Annotated in this window: 15 protein-coding genes and 4 pseudogenes; 9 read left to right on the top strand and 10 right to left on the bottom strand. The window is 67.5% G+C overall.

The genetic code is table 11. The features are described from left to right. From ACFWP5_RS34910 to ACFWP5_RS34895, 4 genes and pseudogenes are all read left to right on the top strand, one after another. Positions 1 to 1,836: kelch repeat-containing protein (locus ACFWP5_RS34910; RefSeq protein ID WP_384165932.1), on the top strand; the 1,836-nt coding region annotated here is incomplete at its 5' end. A 102-nt stretch (positions 1,837 to 1,938) separates the two neighbouring features. Then, on the top strand, positions 1,939 to 2,352 hold the full coding sequence (locus ACFWP5_RS34905; RefSeq protein WP_384165930.1) for a hypothetical protein: 414 nt from the start codon (positions 1,939 to 1,941) through the stop codon (positions 2,350 to 2,352). A 263-nt stretch (positions 2,353 to 2,615) separates the two neighbouring features. After that, a pseudogene (locus ACFWP5_RS34900) lies at positions 2,616 to 3,244 on the top strand (transposase); the annotation flags it as partial. 400 nt (positions 3,245 to 3,644) lie between these two features. Beyond that, on the top strand, positions 3,645 to 4,658 hold the full coding sequence (locus tag ACFWP5_RS34895) for a hypothetical protein (protein WP_384165927.1): 1,014 nt from the start codon (positions 3,645 to 3,647) through the stop codon (positions 4,656 to 4,658). Between the two features lie 24 nt (positions 4,659 to 4,682). Here ACFWP5_RS34895 and ACFWP5_RS34890 read toward each other — a convergent pair. Together ACFWP5_RS34890 and ACFWP5_RS34885 are read right to left on the bottom strand one after the other, a co-directional pair. Beyond that, positions 4,683 to 5,921 (bottom strand): annotated as a pseudogene (locus tag ACFWP5_RS34890) (IS701 family transposase). A 149-nt stretch (positions 5,922 to 6,070) separates the two neighbouring features. Beyond that, positions 6,071 to 6,571, bottom strand: a complete 501-nt coding sequence (locus ACFWP5_RS34885; RefSeq protein WP_384165924.1) for a DinB family protein — start codon at positions 6,569 to 6,571, stop codon at positions 6,071 to 6,073. 167 nt (positions 6,572 to 6,738) lie between these two features. Between ACFWP5_RS34885 and ACFWP5_RS34880 the strand changes: the two are divergent. Continuing rightward, positions 6,739 to 7,754 (top strand): annotated as a pseudogene (locus tag ACFWP5_RS34880) (IS630 family transposase). An 18-nt stretch (positions 7,755 to 7,772) separates the two neighbouring features. Here ACFWP5_RS34880 and ACFWP5_RS34875 read toward each other — a convergent pair. Then, positions 7,773 to 8,183 (bottom strand): DUF6924 domain-containing protein, encoded by a 411-nt coding sequence (locus ACFWP5_RS34875; RefSeq protein WP_384165921.1) that lies wholly within the window; start codon positions 8,181 to 8,183, stop codon positions 7,773 to 7,775. 54 nt (positions 8,184 to 8,237) lie between these two features. Here ACFWP5_RS34875 and ACFWP5_RS34870 point away from each other — a divergent pair, with 54 nt between their 5' ends. Further along, complete coding sequence (locus tag ACFWP5_RS34870) at positions 8,238 to 8,486, top strand: hypothetical protein (protein WP_384165918.1); 249 nt, start codon at positions 8,238 to 8,240, stop codon at positions 8,484 to 8,486. Positions 8,487 to 8,713: 227 nt separating this feature from the next. Here ACFWP5_RS34870 and ACFWP5_RS34865 read toward each other — a convergent pair whose 3' ends face one another. Then, complete coding sequence (locus tag ACFWP5_RS34865; protein ID WP_384165915.1) at positions 8,714 to 9,082, bottom strand: MerR family transcriptional regulator; 369 nt, start codon at positions 9,080 to 9,082, stop codon at positions 8,714 to 8,716. 144 nt (positions 9,083 to 9,226) lie between these two features. On the opposite strand from ACFWP5_RS34865, the gene ACFWP5_RS34860 reads away from it, so the two are divergent. Beyond that, a complete protein-coding gene (locus tag ACFWP5_RS34860; protein ID WP_384165912.1) occupies positions 9,227 to 9,562 on the top strand; it encodes an EthD domain-containing protein in 336 nt (111 codons plus the stop codon). A gap of 20 nt (positions 9,563 to 9,582) precedes the next feature. On the opposite strand, the pseudogene ACFWP5_RS34855 reads toward ACFWP5_RS34860, so the two are convergent. Then, positions 9,583 to 9,762 (bottom strand): annotated as a pseudogene (locus tag ACFWP5_RS34855) (IS5/IS1182 family transposase); the annotation flags it as partial. A 359-nt stretch (positions 9,763 to 10,121) separates the two neighbouring features. Here ACFWP5_RS34855 and ACFWP5_RS34850 point away from each other — a divergent pair. Both ACFWP5_RS34850 and ACFWP5_RS34845 read left to right on the top strand, forming a co-directional pair. After that, positions 10,122 to 10,439, top strand: a complete 318-nt coding sequence (locus tag ACFWP5_RS34850; RefSeq protein WP_384165909.1) for a hypothetical protein — start codon at positions 10,122 to 10,124, stop codon at positions 10,437 to 10,439. Next, positions 10,361 to 11,026: a beta-galactosidase gene (locus tag ACFWP5_RS34845; RefSeq protein WP_384165935.1), complete on the top strand. Its 666-nt coding sequence runs from the start codon at positions 10,361 to 10,363 to the stop codon at positions 11,024 to 11,026. Before ACFWP5_RS34850 ends, ACFWP5_RS34845 begins: the two co-directional genes overlap by 79 nt. Positions 11,027 to 11,419: 393 nt before the next feature. Here ACFWP5_RS34845 and ACFWP5_RS34840 read toward each other — a convergent pair whose 3' ends face one another. The 5 genes from ACFWP5_RS34840 to ACFWP5_RS34820 all read right to left on the bottom strand — a co-directional run bounded on the left by ACFWP5_RS34840 (position 11,420) and on the right by ACFWP5_RS34820 (position 17,961). Next, entirely contained in the window at positions 11,420 to 12,649 is a 1,230-nt protein-coding gene (locus ACFWP5_RS34840; RefSeq protein ID WP_384165906.1) for a PP2C family protein-serine/threonine phosphatase, read from the bottom strand. Between the two features lie 200 nt (positions 12,650 to 12,849). Next, positions 12,850 to 13,275, bottom strand: a complete 426-nt coding sequence (locus ACFWP5_RS34835; RefSeq protein ID WP_384165903.1) for a hypothetical protein — start codon at positions 13,273 to 13,275, stop codon at positions 12,850 to 12,852. Positions 13,276 to 13,366: 91 nt separating this feature from the next. Beyond that, complete coding sequence (locus ACFWP5_RS34830) at positions 13,367 to 14,587, bottom strand: low temperature requirement protein A (protein ID WP_384165900.1); 1,221 nt, start codon at positions 14,585 to 14,587, stop codon at positions 13,367 to 13,369. Between the two features lie 1,050 nt (positions 14,588 to 15,637). Next, complete coding sequence (locus ACFWP5_RS34825; protein WP_384165897.1) at positions 15,638 to 16,813, bottom strand: PQQ-binding-like beta-propeller repeat protein; 1,176 nt, start codon at positions 16,811 to 16,813, stop codon at positions 15,638 to 15,640. A gap of 464 nt (positions 16,814 to 17,277) precedes the next feature. Beyond that, on the bottom strand, positions 17,278 to 17,961 hold the full coding sequence (locus ACFWP5_RS34820) for a ScbR family autoregulator-binding transcription factor (RefSeq protein WP_384165894.1): 684 nt from the start codon (positions 17,959 to 17,961) through the stop codon (positions 17,278 to 17,280). Positions 17,962 to 19,622 lie beyond the last annotated feature (1,661 nt).

Here is a 19,622-nt window from a genome sequence, read left to right as displayed (position 1 = left end):
ACGGCGAACACCGTGGCGACCCTCGACGACCCGGCCCTGGCCGACGGCTACTACTGGCTGTTCAGCGCCCCCGCCGGACGGCACACCTACCGGACTGCCTCCGCCCGCTACACCACCTCGACCGGCACCCTCACCACGCGGCCGGACAAGGTCAACCGGTTCGACCGCACGCTCAAGGCGGGCCGCCTGGCGGTGAGTTCGGCCGGTCTCTCCGTCAACGAGACACTGGGCGGATCAGGCAGCAAGAAGGTCACCTTCACCAACAGGGGACAGGCGCCGCTGCACGTCGACCTCGGCGAGCAGAGCACCGGTTACACCTCACCGGACGGCACCTCCACGCACACGTCGGACTCCTCGGCCGGAGCCCCGTCGGTGCGTGTCACGGGCAACTACTCACCCGGACCGATGAGTTCCACCTCCCCGGGCCCGAGGAGCACGTCGAGCGGCCTCTCGGCCACGGCGTCGACCGGCCCCTGGACCGGCATCGCCGACTACCCCGAGCCCGTCATGGACAACGCCGTGGGCACCTACCAGGGCAAGGTCTACTCCGTCGCCGGAGTCTCCGGTCTCTTCGGCGGGGAGTACCTCGACCGCGGCTATGTGCACGACCCGTCCACCGATGCCTGGACACCCATCGCCGACCTCCCCGAGGCCCTGGAATCACCAGGCGGGGCGTTCGTCGACGGGACCATGTACGTCGCCGGCGGCTGGACTGAGGGCGGCGCCCGCGCCTCGCTCTACGCGTACCATCCCACCACCGACACCTGGACCCGCCTCGCCGATCTGCCCCAGGCGATCGGCATGCCGAATGTGACCGTCCTCGACGGCAGCCTCTATGTCGTCGGCGGCTGTACCGGATCCGGCTGCGGAGACAGCGTCAGCACCGTCTACCGCTACACCCCGGCCACCGACACCTGGACCCGCCGCGCCGACTACCCGTTCACCATGGAACGCGGGGCCTGCACCGGCGTCACCGGTGAACTGGTCTGCGCCGGAGGCATCACGGTCACCGGCGGGCACGTCGACACCCCCAAGGGACAGACCTACCGCTACAGCCCCTCCGCCGACACCTGGACCCGCGCGGCCGACATGCCCCACGCGAGCTGGGGCGCCACCGCCAGCGGGAACGACGGCAAACTCCAGGTCGTCGGCGGCATCGTCGGAACCGCCGCAGTCAACACCGTCGCCGAATACGACCCGGTGTCCAACACCTGGTCCAGCCTGCCCAACACCGGCTCCGCCGTCCTCCGGGCCGGCGGCGGCTGCGGGATCTACCGCATCGGCGGCATGACCCCGACCTACGACACCGCCTCCTCGGCCGAGGTCCTGCCCGGGCACGACCAGTGCGACGGCGACGACGTCACCTGGCTGTCGGCGGACAAGACCTCGTTCGATCTCGCCCCCGGCCGCTCCACCACGGTCACCGTCCGCGCGGACGCCTCCGCCGTGGCCACGGCCGGCACCTACACCGCGCGGCTCACCTACAGCACCGACGCCCCCTACGCCGGGGCGTCGGTGGAGGTCAGCCTCAAGGTCAAGATCCCGCGGACCTGGGGTCATCTCTCCGGAACGATCACCGACAAGCGCACGGGGACACCGCTCGCCGCGGCCACTGTCCTGATCTGCCCGGTGGCGCACGCCGGAACGACCGGCTGCGACCACCTCGCGCACACCGTACGTACCGACTCCGACGGCCACTACGACCTCTGGCTGGACACCCGCCCGAGCGCGCTGCGGATCACGGCCTCTGCCGCCGGCCACCGTCCGGCATCCAAGGAGGTGACCCTGCTGCCGGGCCGCGCCACGGCGGCCGACCTGTCGCTGACCGCGACCTGACCCCACCGCCACCCGTTCACGTCGCGCCCACCCAGACGCTCTGTCCGGGTGGGCGCGGCTTCGCCTTCTCCCTGTGCACACCCCGAGACGGATGTTCCCTCGGTGGGTGTGGCCGGTCTGCGCCGCGAGGAACTGGCAGTGCTCGCCGGGGCGCGCCAGCCGTACTACGCGCGACTGGAGCAGGGGCAGTCCACCGCCGCTCCGGAGCTGCCGGAGGTGATCGCCCAGGCGCTGCGACAGGGTGAGACCGAGTGTCGATGTCTGTCCGTGCAGGACTGCGTCGCGGTCGCTGCGCTGAAGGCCCACCGTCAATCGTTCTGTCATGGAACGAGCCATGACGGGCACGGCGAAGAGACCGAAGTGGACGGCCCACGTCACGGACTCGACCGGTACATAAAAACGGACGGCGATGATGTCGGTCCCGGCACCGATCAAGGACACCAGAGGAAATCCGAGCCGAGCGACGCCAAGTGCCGTTCGCGCAGGACGGCTAACCTCGCGCTTTCGCGAGTGTGAGTGTGAGTGCCCGAGGCTTGATCAAATAAGCAAGGAGCGCCTCTGACCTGCGGCGATGGGATGTCTAGGGTCCATGTCGTCGTCGGGAAAGCTGCACTCCTCAGGTGAAGAAGAGCACCGGGTCATACCCCCGTATCCGTGCCGAGGGCGGTGGCCGCGGAGCGGTCTCACAGGCGGGTCCGTGCTGTTGGTGGAGACGGTGGCAAAGTGCGGTCCGGACACGGCGAGATCGGCGGCGTTGGCGCCGTGGCGCAGGGCGCGCGCGGGGCCGGTGGCTGTCGTACTCGGTCGGCGTGACCATCACCGACGCCGTCCGCCAGGCCGTACTGAGTTCCGGCATCGGCCTGGACGCCGGCCCTTGAGCCCGGCGGCGAGGTCCGCGACGGCGCCTGGGTCGCCGAGATCGGCGGGGACTGCCTGAAGGGGATACGGCTGATCGTCCGCAGGGAACGCCCGCACCCCGGTGCCCAGTTGCGTTTCACCGACGCCGACGGCATGCGCCTGACCTGCTTCGCACCAATCACTCCCGGCCAGGCGATCGCCGGGCTCGAACTACGCCACCGCCGGCGCGCCCGCTGCGCGGACCGCCGTCCGAGGCGCCCGCGAGACCGGCCTGCGCAACCTGCCCCTGCACGACACCGCACAGAACCGGATCTGGCTGGAGATCATCTCCCTCGCACTCGACCTCCTCGCCTGGATGCCCATGCTCGCCCTGACCGGCCAAACCCGCCGCTGGGAACCCAAGAGACTGCGTCTGCGCCTGTTCTCCGCCGCTGCCCAACTGGTGACCACCGGCCGTCCTCAATGGCTGCGTCTGCCCGCCCGATGGCCCTGGACCGACATCATCACCCACGCGTTCATCAGACTCCACGGCCTGCCGAACCCCAGCTGACCAGCCACTTCGACCGTCCCGACAACCCGGCCCACCCCACCGGCGAAGTGGAACCCGGCGCCCACCCAACACGAGAGCCGGGCCCTCAACCTGCCCCAGCCCCAGAAATCCCCACCACGCAAAAACAGAGTCCCCGTCAGCAAACTGACGAGTACTCATGAACGATCGAAGCTAGCTCGCCGAGGCGGTGGAAAAGGCGTTCTCTCAGCACCCGGACGCCCAGATTCTGCTGCCGGATATGGAGCCCCCGCATGCACTTATCGCGGAACCTGTGCTTCCCCTGCACAGCTCCCGACTGCCTCTCTACGGTGGGTCGGCGGGCCCGATACTCATTCCACTGGACTTCCAGGATGTTCCAAACTATCCGCTCGCGATCCGGTGCGGATTCAGGAGGCGCAGCATGTCCGAAAGCAAACACACCAACACAGAGATCTCGAACCTGGCTTCCCCGAACGCCACCCTCGACCAGCCTTCTCCCTTACCCACCACGGCTGTGCTGCTTTACGGGTCGAGCGGAACAGGTGATTTCTACCAGTCCCTGCGTGGCGAACAGGCCGGCCAGTTGAGGCTCATCGGCAACAATCCTGGATGGCGTACGACCTGGGAGCAGATCGTACCGGGCAACTATGGTGGCGCGACCCAGTGCACTGACCTGCTCTTCTACGATCCCGACGCGAGGGAGGGTATTTTCTACGCCGTCGGGGACAACGGCGCCCTCGTCGCCCTGGGCAAGCCAAACGAGTGGCGGTCCACGTGGTACGAAATCATCCCCGGCCGCTTCGGCGGCAGTACCGGGCTGACCGACCTGCTTTTCTACGACCGGACCGTGGGAGAAGCCGAGTTCTACGCTTCGGAGGGCGACGGTCGGATGAAGCCGATCGGCGGACTCAAGGGCTGGCGGACGACCTGGACCCACATTGTCCCGGGCAACTTCAAGCAGGGCACCGAGCTGACGGATCTGTTCTTCTACGACAGCAATTCGGGGGATGCTCTGTTCTTGGCCTCGAACGGCAAGGGCGGAACGATCCCGATCGGCACAGGTATTCCCCGATGGAGTCACGACTTCGGGACGTTCGTCGTGCCAGGCAACTTCGGCAGCGGTAGCGGCTACACAGACCTGTTCTGCTACAACGCCGGAGCCGGCGTGGGCGAATTCGTCGCGACGGACGGAGAAGGACATCTCTCCTCGTTCGGGTTCCGTAATGACCTGCCGACCACATGGTCACGCATCGCCCCGGGCAACTTTGGCGGGCCCCACGGCCTGACCGACCTGCTCGTCTACGACGCCACGCAACAACAGATCAAGTTCTTCTCGACGAACGGCCAGGGCGGCCTCAGCGACCTCGGGAGCCCCACCAGCCAGAAACCCTTCCTGGCGCGCATCATCCCGGGCGTGTTCATCGCCAACCTCTAGTACTCCAGCTGTAGATCGTGATCTTCATGCCTTGATGGCTTGTCGTTGGTAGTGGCTTGTCCGGGATCGGGCCTGGTGGAGGCGTCGCCAGGTGGACCAGGAGAGTCGGTAGGCAGCGGTGTGGACGGGCTGGACGGCGAAGGTGATGAACAGACGCTGGATCTCGTTGGAGGTGAGTGGTGTGAGGCCGTCCGGTGCAGAGTGGCGGACGTGTTCGTCCGCGCGGACGACGGCGAGGAAGGCGTGCCCGAGCATGGCGAGAGTGGACCAGCGCGACCAGGACGCATAGCGGCGGACCTGGTGCTCGTCCAGTCCGGCCAGGCCCCTTCCGGACTGGAAGAACTCCTCCACTCGCCACCTTGTTCCAGCGACGCGTACCAGCTCGGTCAGCGGCACCGGGGTGGGCGAGTAGTAGCGGTAGTAGGCCAGTTCGCCGGTGCCGCGGTTGCGTCGGATCAGCGGTTGGCGGCTGTTGGAGTCGGGGTTGGCGAGGTCGATGACGGTCCAGTCGTAGAAGCGGTGGCCCTTCGCTTCGGCCCCGGCGGACAGCTGCTGCCAGGCCCGCTTGGGCACCTTCTTGGCCAGGGCGTCCGCGCGGAACTTCCCCCCGCCGGTGGTGACTTCGTGCGAGCAGGCCACCGCAAGGACGTAGCCGGTCCGGCGTATCTCCAGCGCGCCTCGCAGCTTCGGGTTACCGCCGTAGACCTCGTCGCCCGCGACCCAGGCAGCCCGGTGGCCGGCGTCCAGGAACCGGGTGACCATGTGGGCGGCCAACTCCGGCTTGGTGGCGAAGACGGTCTCCTCGCCGAGCCCGGCCGCGCGGCAGCGGTCGGGCTGGTCGGTCCAGGAGCGCGGGACGTACAGCTCCCGGTCCACCGCGGCGTGCCCGCGCCGGCCGGTGTAAACCAGGTAGACGGCGACCTGGGCGTTCTCGATTCTGCCGGCGGTGCCGGTGTACTGGTGCTGGGCGCCCACCGTGCCGATGCCCTTCTTCACATCGCCGGTCTCGTCGACCACCAGGACCGCCTGGTCGTCGTGCGGGTGCTCCACCACGTAGTCGCGTGTGTCGTCGCGGACTTGGTCGGCGTCCCACTTGGCCCGGCTGAGCAGATGCTGCATGGCATCCGGGGTGGACTTCCCGGCTCACTCGGCGATCGTCCAGCAGTTCTTACGCGGAAGGTCCGACAGGAGCCCGAGCACCAATCGCCGGACCCGGCGCCGGGGCTCGACCCGGGCGAACGGACCCGCGATCCGGCTCGTCAAGCCCTTGAACGCCTTCTGCCGGCGGGCAGGGTCTACGCTGCGACCCGTGGCCACCGCATGATCGTTTGCCTTCACGCGCCGATGATCAACGGTGGCCGTACTCGTGTCGTCAGCAGGCCCCTGCCCCAGGTCAAGCTTGCGGAGGAGTGCTATATACCGCGGCTGCCGTCGAGACTCTCGCGAATGATGTCCGCATGACCGGCGTGCCGAGCCGTCTCCTCGATCATGTGAAGCAGGACCCAACGCAGGTTCCGGTCCGCCAGGGCGGGCAGACTGCACGGATCCTCCAGTGACATGCCCGCGACGATCTCCCGCGAGATAGCCACCTGCTCCTCGAAGAAGGCCGTCCAGTGCTTCACCGTGTCCCGCTCGTCAACACGGAAGTCTTCGTCTCTCCAGCCCTGGACCTCTGCTTGGGTCCACTCGCCGGGAAGTGCCCGCCCCGCAACGACGATCTGAAACCACCTGCCCTCCCAGAGGGCCGAGTGTTTGAGCAGGCCCATCAAGGACAACGAGCTCACCGTCGGAGTCATGCGGGCATCCGTGTCAGAGACACCTTCGACCTTCCGAAGCAGATCGGCACGCTGCTTGTCGAGGAAGCCGCAAAGGGCCTCCCGCTCGGTAGAGGTCGAGAACTGGTTGACTGTCATGTCTAGACGCTACCGGTTCACAGGGTCAGCTCCCGGACCGGTGCTGCTGCGCAGCTATCCAGCATGAAGATCCCGATCTACAGCTGGAGTTACTAGCCCCGGGCTTTCATGCGGTGGTCTGTATCGTGCGCCGGGGCAGTACCAGCTCGGTGCGCTATCGCCGGGCGATGATGCTGCTGGCGTCCGCCGGCGGAAACTGCGTCCCGGTGATCGCCCAACTGGTCCAGGCCGACGAAGACACGGTGCGGGAAGTGATCCACCGGTTCAACGAGATCGGCCTGGCCTGCCTGGACCCTCGATGGGCGGGAGGCCGTCCCCGCCTGCTCAAGCCTGATGACGAGGAGTTCGTCGTCCAGACGGCCACCACCCGCCCGGCCAAGCTCGGTCAGCCCTTCACCCGCTGGTCGATCCGTAAACTCGCCGCCTACCTGCGCCGCGTGCACGGACGCGTCATCCGGATCAGCCGTGAAGCCTTACGGTGTCTGCTCCTGCGCCGTGGCATCACTTTCCAGCGCACCAAGACATGGAAGGAGTCGCCCGACCCCGAGCGTGACGCCAAGCTCGACCGTATCGAGCAGGTGCTGGAGCGCTTCTCGGACCGGGTCTTCGCCTTCGACGAGTTCGGCCCCCTCGGGATCCGGCCCACCGCCGGTTCCTGCTGGGCGAAGCAGGGCAAGCCCAACCGCCTGCCTGCCACCTACCACCGCACCCACGGCGTCACCTACTTCCACGGCTGCTACTCCGTCGGCGACGACATCCTGTGGGGCGGCAACCGCCGCCGCAAAGGCACCCCCAACAGCCTCGCCGCCTTGAAGTCGATCCGCGCTGCCAGACCCGACGGCGCCCCGATCTACATCATCCTGGACAACCTCTCCGCCCACACCGGCACGGACATCCGCCGCTGGGCGAAGACGAACAAGGTCGAGCTGTGCTTCACCCCGACTTATGCCTCCTGGGCCAACCCGATCGAGGCCCACTTCGGTCCGCTGCGGCAGTTCACCCTGGCCAACTCCCACCACCGCAGCCATCCTGTGCAGACCCAGGCCCTGCATGCCCATCTGCGCTGGCGCAACGCCAACGCCCGCCACCCCAACGTGCTCGCGCCCAGCGCAGGGAACGCGCCCGCATCCGCAGCGAGAAAGGCATCCGCTGGGGCGGACGCCCGTTTGCCACCGCAGCCTGACCCCTGGCAGCCAAGGACTCAAAAGCCCCGGAAGACACCGTCGTTGTCGACGGCACCGGCGAACTCCTCGAAGTCCATGTTCGCGCCCGAGAGGTTGTTCTCAATGCTCCACAGCTCGGCTGCCACAACGCGGACACAACGCCCACGTTCACCCCACAAGTCCACCACGAGGAGCGGCAGTTCGGTCGAGGCGACAGCCACGGAGTCCGCCAGGACAAGAAGGGGATGCCGGTACTCCGGAGGAATCAGGTCCAGGGCCTGGTCAGGCGTCAAGCCCTCGTACCTCCGGTCATCGACGAGCGCGACGTTGGCCAAGAAGCCGTCCTTGCTGGGCGAATCCAGCGCCCCCCGAAGAGCGTCCCAGGCACCGTCCGCAGAGAAGTCGGTGCGCACAACAAGGGCTTCCAAAGTGCAGGGGAACTGCTTCATGCGCGGACAGTACCGCCAAGCCGGTGAACGTATGCGGTCACAGCACTAGCCGAAGTGGATCTCGCCTCTGCCGACCTGGTCACCCTCTATGACAGCATCGGCGACATTGCCTGGGCGGACGTCGGCAACGGCTACTTCGTCGACCCGGTACCTGACGTCCTTCTGCGGCTCAAGGAGCACGGCGTTGTCGGTGGTGGCACGGGCGAGGAGGCTCGTGGCCTGGTCATTGGCTCGAACGGTGGCGGACTGTGTTACGTCACTGGCCCCATCACTGGACGATCCCGAACTCGGCAAGGTGGCTGATGGCCTGCGGCAGTTGCTGGAGCTATCCCTGACGCGGTTTGTGGCCAACGGCGAGCCGGGATACCTGTGGGTGCGGTTCCCGGCGCTTCTTGTGTTAGCCGTTGTTACAGACTCCAATCCGGCGGATCGCGGAAGATGTCAGACAGGGAACGATTTTAAGCGCGTACTACACGGGGTGGAATATTTCACGGAGGAGAACCAGAATGTTGATTTAGGTAGCCCGAGGCCTAGTGATCCGCCACGTTCGCCAGAAATTTCTGATTTGCGTTAATCAGGTGATCAAGTGCTGCTCTGGCGGCGGCCAGGCTGTCTATTGTGGACGAAAGGCGATTTCGCTCCTGATTCATGGCGGTCAAAGCTTCCCGGGCTCTGTCCATGTTGGGCTCCGTCATGCAGGGGACCATCTGAGCGATGGTTCTGCTGGACATTCCGGCGGCCAGGAAGCTCTGAACCAGCGCCACCCGCTGGACGTGACCATCGTCGTAGCACCGCTGGCCGCTGGGGGACCTTGTGCTGACCAGCAAGCCCTGCTGCTCGTAGTAGCGCAGCGATCGACGGCTTGCTCCTGTCCGGGCGGACAGTTCACCGATCCGCATCTCAACCCCTCGCGTGCATTGGGTCACAGTGGCTTGCCCCTGACATCGATGTGAGCGTTTAGGTTAACCCCATGGCTCGCGATCCGCCGCCAGGGCATCTGGTTGCCGACCTCTCGCGTCCGCGAGCACGAAGAGGAGAAGTCCGTGATCAAGTTCGCTTTCATGATCAACCGTATCGATGGAATGACCTTCGAGGAATTCGTTGAGCATCATCGAAACCGCCACGCCCCGTTGTTCACCTCCATTCCAGAAGTGCGGCAGTACGTGAAGAAGTACACCGTCTCCCACCCGGTACCCGCCGAAGGGTATCCGAGCCCCGCTTACGACGGCCTCACTGAAATCTGGTTTGAAAGCTGGGCGGATCACGACGCCTTCTTCGCGTCTAAGAATTACAAGGAGTTGGTGAACCCGGACGAGAGTAAGTTCATCGATATGAATTCAGTGGCAGTAATGGTCACTGAAGAAAGGGTTGTGGTCTAACCCTTTGGGCGCTTTATGCCACGGGCGATGCGGCGGGGCATCAACGTGATGGAGGCCCAGCGATCAGGGTTTCGGAGTGCTGGACGGGCCGTTCGTAGTCGCGGGCGTGTTGGCGGGCGTGCATGATGCAGGCACAAAAATCTCTCGACGACCCGGCGACGGGGTAGACCGACGAATCCGGAGCTGTCCTTGGGGCGGCTTGCCTTGGGCTTGTCGTGATCACGTATCCGTCGATCGTTCCCACTCTGACGGTAGCCCTGGTGGCGTGGTGGGCCTTCTCCGTTTACCTGAGGCTCTGACAGCCCGGTCATGGCAGCGCAGGCACAGGTCTCTCCGATGATCACAGAGCGTCGCAACTCCATGATCGCCAGGACCTGTGTCTGTCTTGCGGCTGGGTGGTGCCACCATCACGCCTGTCCGCGCGCCCTCTCAGAGGTCGGTCCAGAAGGTTCTGCTCAGGGTCACGCATCACCCAGGACTCGATGAACGGATATGCGTCCAGGGCGAGGAAGAGACCGACACTCACGGTCAGTGGAATCAAGTTGTCGAGCGCCAGGGTATGACCCCAGAAGTCGACTTCCCGGCCCGGCGTCACCCGCAACTGTCCGTCCGCCACGCCCACGTACCAGTCGGGCTGCGACCCGGCCAAAGCCTGATCGGCACGGTAAGGGCCGTGTTGCCGGACGGTGTTGATCTGTGCGACCGAGGCGATGACGAAGACGGCGGCAGGGTCTCGGGCGCGGTGACCGTCACCTACACCGACGGCACCACCTCACAGGCGACGGTCGCCTTCCCGGACTGGACCCTCAACGGCGGTGCCAGCAAGCCGCTTCCGGTGACACGACGGGCTACCGGATCATCGCCTGCCACCAACTGACCAACGGCACCGGGTCAGTTATCGCCTACCAGGTCGAGAACGAGTACTACGACGGCTCGGCGGCCGGCCGTTCCTACATGCGGCACCTGGAGGACAAGGCGCGCGCGGACGGCATCACGGTCCCGCTGACCGGCAACAACAACGGCACCTTCAACTCCGGTACCGGTGCCCTGGACGTCGACGGCCCGGACTCCTACCCCCAGGGCTTCGACTGCTCGAACCCCTCGAAGTGGAACGGCGTCCCCGACATCGGCTATGACCACCCGGCCGGAAAACCGCTGTACTCGCCGGAGTTCCAGGGCGGCGCCTTCGACCCCTGGGGCGGACCGGGCTATGACAAGTGCGCCCAGCTGATCAACGACCAGTTCGCCAACGTCTTCTACAAGCAGAACATCGCGGTCGGCGCGACCGCGCAGAGCTTCTACATGACCTACGGCGGCACCAACTGGGGCTGGCTGGGCATGCCCGAGAACTACACGTCGTACGACTACGGGGCCGCGATCCGCGAGAACCGCCAACTCGATCCGAAGTACGTCTCCGACTCGGTCCGGCTGTGCACGATCCCGGTCGGGTTGCTCGGGTCGTAGAACACCAAGAGCTTTGCCCCGGCGAGTGCGTTGGCCAGACACCCGCAAGCCGACGCACATCCCCACCCGCAACTGCCCTCAGCCATGCGGGAGAAGGAGAGCTGAGAGATGGAGGAGCTCGAGCGGATCTCCTGCTCGCTCCACCGCTCCACCGCCGACGCCGGGCCCGCGTCCACGCCGCGCCACAACTGGGCCGGCGTGACCGGCAGGGCGGTCCCGGTCGACTACCGCTTCCGCTATGGGGTGTTGGGAAAACCTGACACGGGGCGATGCCTGGCACGTCTGGCGCAGGGCGAGGACGTCGACGTCTTCTGCCTCGACGACGTCGACACTGTCTGGGATGTCAAGAACTTCTTGCAGCGATCGATTGTTCGCTGTCGGGCGAAGCCGCCGTCACAGACGCAGGACGACCAGGGCGGTGTCGTCGGTGTTGCCCTCGGCGGGGAGCAGGTCGGCGAGGAGGGCGTCGGCCAGGGGCTCGGGTTCGGCGTGTCGGTGGTGGGCGAGGGAGTCGGCGAGGTGGGTCAGACCGCGGTCGATGTCCTCCGTACGGCGCTCGATCAGTCCGTCGGTGTACAGCACGAGGCTGGAGTCGGCGGCGAAGGAGACGCTCGCCTGCGGCCGGCCGAGATGCTCGGGTCTGGCGCCCAGGGGCGGGTCGGTGGCCTGGTCGAGGAAGGTCACCGTGCCGTCGGGGTCGAGCAGCGCCGGGGGAGGGTGGCCCGCGCAGCTGTAGGTGATGGTGTGGTCGTCCCAGTCGATGAAGGTCGTCACCGCGGTGGCGGACTCGGCGCCCTCGACGAAACGGGCGTAGAGACCGAGGGCCTCAAGGGCGGAGCCCGGCCCGTCGGCGACCCGGCAGGCCGCGCTCAGGGCGCTGCGCAGTTGACCCATGGCGCAGGCGGCCGCCAGACCGTGCCCGACGACGTCACCGACGGCGACCGCCATTCCGCCGTTGGGCAGGTCGACGAGGTCGTACCAGTCGCCGCAGACGTTGAGGGCGTCCACGGCGGGCTGGTAGCGGACGGCCGCCCGGTGGTGGCCGACCGGTCGCGGCGGGGGCAGCATCGCCGCCTGCAGGGTCAGGGCCACTTCGCGCTCATGGGCGTGTGCCCTGCGCAGCCGCTCGTTGACCTCCTGGAGCTCACGTGCCCGGGTGTACAGCTCGGCTTCCAGTACCCGGGCCCGTCTGTCGTCGGCTCGGCCGCCGAAGGCCCGGACGAACTCGGTGACCTCCTCCACCCGGTGGACGATCAGTGTCACCTTTCCGTCCGGGCCGCGCACGGGCGCGTTGACCGGGCTCCAGAAGTGCTCCACCCATCGGCCGGGCCGCAGGGGGTCTTCGATGTCGTAGCGGAGCAGGGCCATGGTGTCGCGCTCGCCGGTGGTCGCCGCGCGCAGCATCGACTCCCGGGTCTCGCGCATGCCGGCCGCCGCCGGGTCCTTGGGGTTCTCGGGGAAGACGTCGAAGATGTAGCGGCCGACCAGTTCCTCGCGCGTGCGTCCCGACAGGCGCTCGAAGTCCTGGTTGGCGTCGATGTAGACCAGCTCGGGGGTGAGCAGCGCCACCATGCCGGGCAGGTCGCGGAAGACCGCCTCATAGTCGATCTTCGGATCCTGCATGGCCTGCCCGCTTCGACGCCGAGGGTCACTGTGTCGTTCCACGATAGGAGGGATCGGGCCACGAAGCCCGGAAACGGCTCTTTTCGGTTCGGTGAGCAGTGACGATGCCTCGGCCGTCACCCGACCGCCGAGTGGCCTGCTCGGGGGAGGGCGCTCTGGGCGGCCGCACGATGGTGTGGCCCGGCGAGCGGCCACGCCGTTCATGATCCGGTCTGCGTTGAGCCGCCGATGTCCGTGGTGAGACGGCGGTAGGCGGCTCGGGCGTGGAGGAGGCGGGCCAGGGCCGTGCCCACAAGGGCGGCGGTGAACAGGCAGGCGAGCCAGAACGTGTCGCGGTGTCCGGCCCAGGTGAGGGTGCCGGCGGGCGGGATGGCGAAGCCGTTGAGGAAGAGCCAGCACAGCACCGCGGTGCCGGGGGCCGCCGTGAAGCGGGCGCACAGGCCGAGCAGTGCGGAGAGCAGGGACAGCGCGGCCAGCGCCGGCGATGGGCGATCGGGACCTATCAGCGCATTGAGCAGTGCCACCAGCACCAATGCGCCGCCGGATGCCGCGGCCCAGACCAGGGGCGTGGCCAAGGGCGAGGGGACAGGCCGTGCTCCGGTACGAAGAGGCACCCAGTCGATCATGCCTGACTCCTTCTGGTCGTCCCGCTCCTCCTGGCGACGGGGAAGTCAGCCTGCCCGAGTCCGCGCCACCGGTACAACCTCGCCCCGTGGCTCAGGTCGCGGTCCTCACGGCCCTCTTGGACGGCTTCGTCGCCCGTCGCTCGTAGAGGACCGGCCACAGGGTGATCAGGACGAGCAGCCAGACCACGGTCACGGTGCGAACATGTGCGCCGAACGCCGCCAGCAGCAGGGGGAGTACGCAGCAGGGGAGGGCCACGGACAGCAGCCACCGCTGTTCCCGCCCGGCTCGGCCGAGCCAGGCAAGTCCGCTGAGCATGAAGTACCCCGCCAGCGACGAGCACAGCAGCCACCGGGTGGCGTCCGGCAGCGTCTCCAGGTGTCCGGCCGCGGCTCCCAGTGCGGCGGCCAGAGCGGCGAGGCAACCGGACACGAAACAGTGCAGGGGCAGCGCCGCACGGGCGGGCAACACCCCTGCCGCCAGGTGCGGCACCCCCGCGTAACCGTGCCCGAAGGACAACGCCCACAGCGTGGCCAGCAGGAAGAACGCCGCGACGGCGAGCATGTACAGCTTCTTGTCCCACTCCGCGTCCGAAGTGGCTTCGACCACTTGGGCGACGCCCTCACCCAGCACGATGATGACGAAGAGGCCGAGCCGCTCGCTCAGGTGCTCCGTCTGCGACCGCGCGAGCGACGTGCTCCCAGCGGAACCGTGCCGCGCGGGTCGGTTGCCGCGGCTTTCCCGGGCCTCCTGGTGTTCGACGATGTCGCGTGCGGAGACCGCGAACGTGACGTACAGATCAAGGGCGATACCGAGGGCCCAGAGCCAGTGGCGCGTCGGATCGTGCGCCCAGAGCGAGACGATCCACGGGATCACGCCGAGCGACATCTGAGCGGTCGGCCAGTCGACAAGGATCTGGCGACGGTGCTGCCAGGCTCGGCTCGCCAGGACCCGGATCAGGGCGTAGGCGAGGGCGAACACCCGCGCGTGCCGGTCGTCCCCCTCGTGCACCCCCGACACCGCCGCGGCCATGACGGCCATGCCGAACATCGCGGCCAGCACCGTACGGACGTGGGTGTTCTCGTAGGCCACGTTCGCGTACAGGGTGAAGCAGATCCAAGCCGTCCAGAAGGCCAGGAACAGCAGCGCGTACAGGCCCACGTCCGACACGTCCGGGACACCGTGCAGCAGGTGCGCGATCTGCGCCACACCCGCCACGGCCACCAGGTCGAAGAACAGTTCCAACCAACTGGCGTGCCGGTTCTCCTCCGAGGTCGGTTGCGGGGCCGGTGCGGTCGTGTTGGCGTCGCTCACTGCATCACTATGCCCTGTCGCCGACGACCTACGAGCCGGAAATCGTCTGCGACCGGTCGCCGGGACGGGCCCTTGCCAGCCTGGAACCGCTCGCCGCCGGGTCGGCAGTCCTAGCGTGCCATTTCGAGATGCGGCCCTCACACAACTGCGGTCAGAACCAGGACCGTTGTCGGTTCGATCGGTGCTGAGCACCGCTGCGGGCCTCGGGGCTGCTGGAGGATGGGCAGGTCCGACCAAGAGGGCCCCGGGGCGGTGAGCCGACTGCTGTCGGTGTGGCCGCCGTGGCTTCGGCTGCTGCCTCCGTCCTTGCGGCGTCCGGTCCTGCGGCTGCCGTGGTTTCGGTACGGGACGCCAAGCCGGTGCGGCTGTGTCTGTCCGACATGACCAGCCTGGTCACCGGGATCGTCGGACTACGCCTCGCCTCGGGCGCGGTGCTGGAACTGTGGGAGCGCAACGCCGGCGAAGAACGGATCGAACCCGACCGGTCCGAGGCCCGGTTGATCCTGCTCGACACCGTCGGCCGGTTGTCCGACCGATACCGAGACCTGGCCGCAGACCTCGGCCGGCACGCCGCCGTGCCGGAACCTCTGTCACGCGACCCCGAGGAGGAAACACGCCTGGTCCACTCCCTCCACAGCGACCCGCGCGACGACGACGGACACGCCACGGCGACAGCGGTCCGCATCGTCGGGACCGCCGACCACGTCAACGCCGCCCGTCGCCTCCAGCCGGGTCTGGCAGCCGCGGCGAGGTCGAGGGACCCACACTCATGGTGCGAGGCGCAGCGGAGGAAGGCACACACGGCTGCCGCGCGGCAACTCGGCCACCAGGCGGCCCGGAGCGCGGTAGCCATCGAGGTTCACCCTTTTCATGAGGATGCCGGGGTGCGGGCTCCCGGTGCTGAGGAGGCCCGTGCCTCGGGCAGGGAGGGGCATTGCCTAGTGAAGGGGCCCGATCAGGCCTGTGCGGGAGGCGGGAACGACGGAGCCGACGGTGTGGTGGGTGCGCAGGTGTCCGTTGTAGACCTTGCTGCAACAGCCCGCTTCCCGGTCAGGCGCGGACGCCCAGCAGACGCCCGTTCTGGAGGCCGAAGTACAGGACGCCGTCGGCAACCGCAGGCGTGGAGAAGACCGGGCTGCCGGTGTCCGCCCGCCATTGTTTCTCGCCCGAGACCGCGTCCAACGCCCACATACGGCCGTCGTTCGTGCCGACGTACAGCGTGCCGTCCGCCACCACCGGAGCCCACCGCACCCAGACACCGACCTTGCGACTCCACCGTCTCTCGCCGGACACCGCGTCGACAGCCCACAGATATCCGTCGCCGGTGCCGAAGTAGACGAGGCCGTCGGCGACCGCCGGCGTGGACTTCACCCAGGTGCCGGCCGGGAGCTTCCACCGGACCTGACCCGATGCCACGTCCACCGCCCAAAGGTGCCGATTGGCGCTGCCGACGTAGAGGATGCCGTCGGCCACCACCGGCGAGGACCACAGTCCACTCAGCGTCTTCAGTTGCCACCGCACCTGGCCGGAGGCGGTGCGCAGAGCCCACAGAACGCCGTCGTCGCTACCGACGTAGACCGAGTCGCCCACCACGGTCGGCGAGGAGCGCACGCCCGTGCCGACCCGGACCTGCCACCGGCTCTCCCCTGAGACGGCGTCGACCGCCCGGAAGAAGCCGTCGTTGCTGCCGAAGAGGACCATGCCATCGGCGACCACCGGCGTGGACCGCACCAGGCCGCCCGTCCTGACCCGCCACCGCTCCCGGCCCGAAACGGCGTCCACCGCCCACAGGCATTTGTCCCAACTGCCGATGTAGACAGTGCCGTCGGCGAAGGCGGGCGACGCGGCCACCACACCGCCGACCCTGCACTGCCAGCGTTCTTCGCCGGACAGGGCGTCGACGGCCCACAGGAGGTGGTTCCAACTGCCCACATAAACAGTGCCGTTGACCACGGCCGGTGACGATTCCTTCACCGCTCCGCCGGTGTCCAGCTGCCAGCGCACGGTACCGCGCTGCTGCCCTTCCTCCTGCTCTCCGTCGGCGCCGCCGGCGGAAACGAGGACATAGGGTTTGACGACGACCGGCAGGTAGGCGAAGTAGCCGACCACCTCGATCGCGTTGAAAATCCCCAAGGGCACGAGGACCAGCGCCCACCACGGCGTGAGGTGGCCCGCGAGGATGGTTATCAGCGCGGCGACGCAGCCGATCCCTGAGCAACTGGCCACGAGAAGCTCAAGGGCTCCTTTGGCGCGAAGGCCTCGAAGTAGCATGGCCGACAACATATGATCACTCGGCTGTCGAATCGGTCAAGATTGCGGAAAGCGTCAACACCCGGCGATCGGGCGGAACTTCGGTGCGGGGCCCTGCTGGATTGTCGCATTCGCCGCCGCCCCGATGCCGTCTCGTCCGCCCCAACTCCCTTGCCGCACACGCCGACTTGACCCTTCCCTACGGTTCCGGTGCGGACGAGGGCCACGGCGGCCGGTTGAAGAGTGTCGAGCCTGAATGCGCGGTCGAGCCTGGTTCCCGTCGCTCGGAGGCCACGTCCTCGTCCAGCTGCGGCCATCACACAACTGTTCTCAGAACCATGACCGTTGTCGGTTCGGCCGCTGCCAGTGAGCACCGCTGCGGGTCTCGGGGCTGCTCGAATACGAGCGGGCCGGGCGGATCAACAGGGCCCCGTGAGCGGTTAGTTGTCCGCTGCCTCCGTCGTCGCCTCGTCCGGTGCTGCGGCTGCCGTGGTTTCGGTGTGAATGGCGTGGCCGCGTTGGGGGGTGAGGTCGAGGGAGGTGAGGACCGAGGAGTGGACGATCGAGGGGAGGGTGTGGCGGAGGAGAGCGGAAACGCTGGTGGGGAGGTCTTGGTAGTTGGTGGTGGCTTGTGACATGGCTTGGACGCCGGCGAAGGCGCCGACAAGCACCTGAGCGGTCTCGGTGGGGTCGACGTGGGGGAGGAGTTCGCCTTGTTTCTGGGCCTTGTCGAGGAGTTCGTTGGTGACGGCGGTCCAGTGCTGGAAGGGACCGGTGCGGTCGAGGCCGTCGGCGCGTTGGTCGAGGGTGAGACGAACGCCGGCCCGGATGAGGGGGTCGGTCTGGAGGCGGTAGGCGCGGAGCATGGTTGTGTCGATGAGTTCCTGGATTTTGCAGGGGCGGTCGGGGACGACGAGTGACTGGTCCTGTCCGGCGAGGACGCCCAGGGCGAGTTGTTCTTTTGAGCGGAAGTGGAAGTAGAGGGCGCCTTTGGTCACGTTGGCAGTGGTGAGGATCTCGCTGATGGTGGCGGCTTGGTAGCCGCGTTCTTCGAAGACGGTGGCTGCGGCCATGAGGATGGTGTGGCGGGTGCGAATGGCCCGGTCCTGTTTGGGTTCTGGCATGTTCGGGCCCCTTTCGTCACGGGTCGGGTGCCCGTCCGTTAAAAATACCGTCCAGTTCGTATAGTCTACGGCGCTGCAGTCATCGTTGAGACGCTCCGCCGTATTGGTTCCCGGGCTGCGTGGGGGAGTGGAGCGGGGAGGCCGGTCGGGTGCGTCGGGTGCGGGGTGCTGCTCTCGTGGGGTGGGCCAGGCGTGGCCAATCGCAGTGATTTGCCCTCCAGTTCGCAAACTGTCCGCGTGAGGCTGAGAGCTCGCCGTCAAGGGCGGCATCGACCAGTTGGTCGGACGCTCGGCAGGCCAGGCCAGGCCAGGCCAGACCCGGCCCGGCCCGGCCCGGCCGACGGTGAACGTGAATCTCTCGGAGGAGACCGTGCGGCGGTCGCTGCCCACGCCGAGCGTCACGCAGGCACCTCGGCGTTGGCGGGTTCCACGCCTGGGGGACTCGGCACTATGGACCGCGTCACTCCTTGGAATCGGTGGACGGGCACAGGGTCCGGCTCGGGGATGAGCACGCCGAACCACGCTTCACGAACTCGAAGCGGCCACGCCGGGCGGCCTCACAGCTGACGGCGGGTCACTCGCAGTCGGCTACCGGACTCACAGCCCGATCTCCAGTTGCGGGGCAGGTACTCCATCCTTGACCAAGCTGTGCAGGGCACCAGCGAGATCACGTGACCCGAGAGCTCCGGCCCGTGGCAGTCGGCGATCTTCGCCAACTGCCGCCACCGAAACCCGGTGATGTTCTCGGCGGCCGGCCTGTCGCTCGACAGTGTGCCGTTCGGCTGGAAGGCGGTGGCGCGGACGAGGAAGAAGTCCTGAATCGTGTCGTCATGACCACGTACAAACCCGGGTGCGACAACCCTCTGATGCCGCACGTGCGGCCGGGTCCCGTCGAGCGCGGGCCCGGTCTCCTCATGCAACTCGCTGCGCTGTGCCGCTTGTTGCGTCTCGCCGACTTCGATGCAGGGTTCAGCACGGGCAACCGAGCACGCTAGGAGCCACTCGTGGACCGCCGCGACGACACTCGGCGGACTGCCTCCAGGCGTCGCTGGCTGTCGTCGGCCCGGGTCGGGATACGGATGCCGGCACTGACACCGGTTCCTGGCGTCGGAGTCGGAGTCGGAGTCGGTGTCAGTAACGGGGCTGTGAACGGTGGGCGGGATATCGGAAGTTGCGCAATCCGTGGGTGGTGCGATCCGTCCCGAGGAGGAGCCTGTGTCGGCCCGGGAGGCGGGGGTGGCCGGGCCCGGAGGTTCGGGGGCGGCGTTCGGTGCATGGAGCCGGTCTGGGTCTGTCCGTCCCGGCGCGTTGAGGACGTTGTGGGCCGGGCGCTTGGCCGTGTGGGGCGCTTTCGGACGTAGCGGTGTGACCAGTTGGTGGCTGCCAGCCGTGGGGATGAGGGCCGGTGGGCCGGGCTGTTTCGGTGTGGCTGGAGCGGGCGGGTGCCGCGAACGAGACTTCCAGTGACGGGCGGTGCGGTTCGGCTGGCGCGCGGTGCGGTTCGGCAGGCCATGAAGCCGGCTGGTGACCCCGACGGTTGCGCGGTTGATCGCCCGCTGAAGCCGACGGAAATCCACCTCGGCGGTCATCGTGGGGCTCGTTCCCGAGTCGCTGAGAAGGCGCCGTCGTCCCCGAACCGCATGTCGAGAGCAGGGCTGGAG

This window comes from Streptomyces sp. NPDC058469 (assembly GCF_042721125.1).
Lineage (GTDB): Bacteria > Actinomycetota > Actinomycetes > Streptomycetales > Streptomycetaceae > Streptomyces.
This window is presented reverse-complemented; position numbering and strand designations above follow the sequence as displayed.

Excerpts from the sequence above, each read along its gene's own strand:
- ACFWP5_RS34895 (WP_384165927.1), top strand. The coding sequence starts at position 3,645 with ATGTCCGAAAGCAAACACACCAACACAGAGATCTCGAACCTGGCTTCC.
- ACFWP5_RS34885 (WP_384165924.1), bottom strand. The coding sequence starts at position 6,571 with ATGACAGTCAACCAGTTCTCGACCTCTACCGAGCGGGAGGCCCTTTGC.
- ACFWP5_RS34875 (WP_384165921.1), bottom strand. The coding sequence starts at position 8,183 with ATGAAGCAGTTCCCCTGCACTTTGGAAGCCCTTGTTGTGCGCACCGAC.
- ACFWP5_RS34865 (WP_384165915.1), bottom strand. The coding sequence starts at position 9,082 with ATGCGGATCGGTGAACTGTCCGCCCGGACAGGAGCAAGCCGTCGATCG.
- ACFWP5_RS34850 (WP_384165909.1), top strand. The coding sequence starts at position 10,122 with ATGACCCCAGAAGTCGACTTCCCGGCCCGGCGTCACCCGCAACTGTCC.
- ACFWP5_RS34840 (WP_384165906.1), bottom strand. The coding sequence starts at position 12,649 with ATGCAGGATCCGAAGATCGACTATGAGGCGGTCTTCCGCGACCTGCCC.
- ACFWP5_RS34835 (WP_384165903.1), bottom strand. The coding sequence starts at position 13,275 with ATGATCGACTGGGTGCCTCTTCGTACCGGAGCACGGCCTGTCCCCTCG.
- ACFWP5_RS34820 (WP_384165894.1), bottom strand. The coding sequence starts at position 17,961 with ATGCCAGAACCCAAACAGGACCGGGCCATTCGCACCCGCCACACCATC.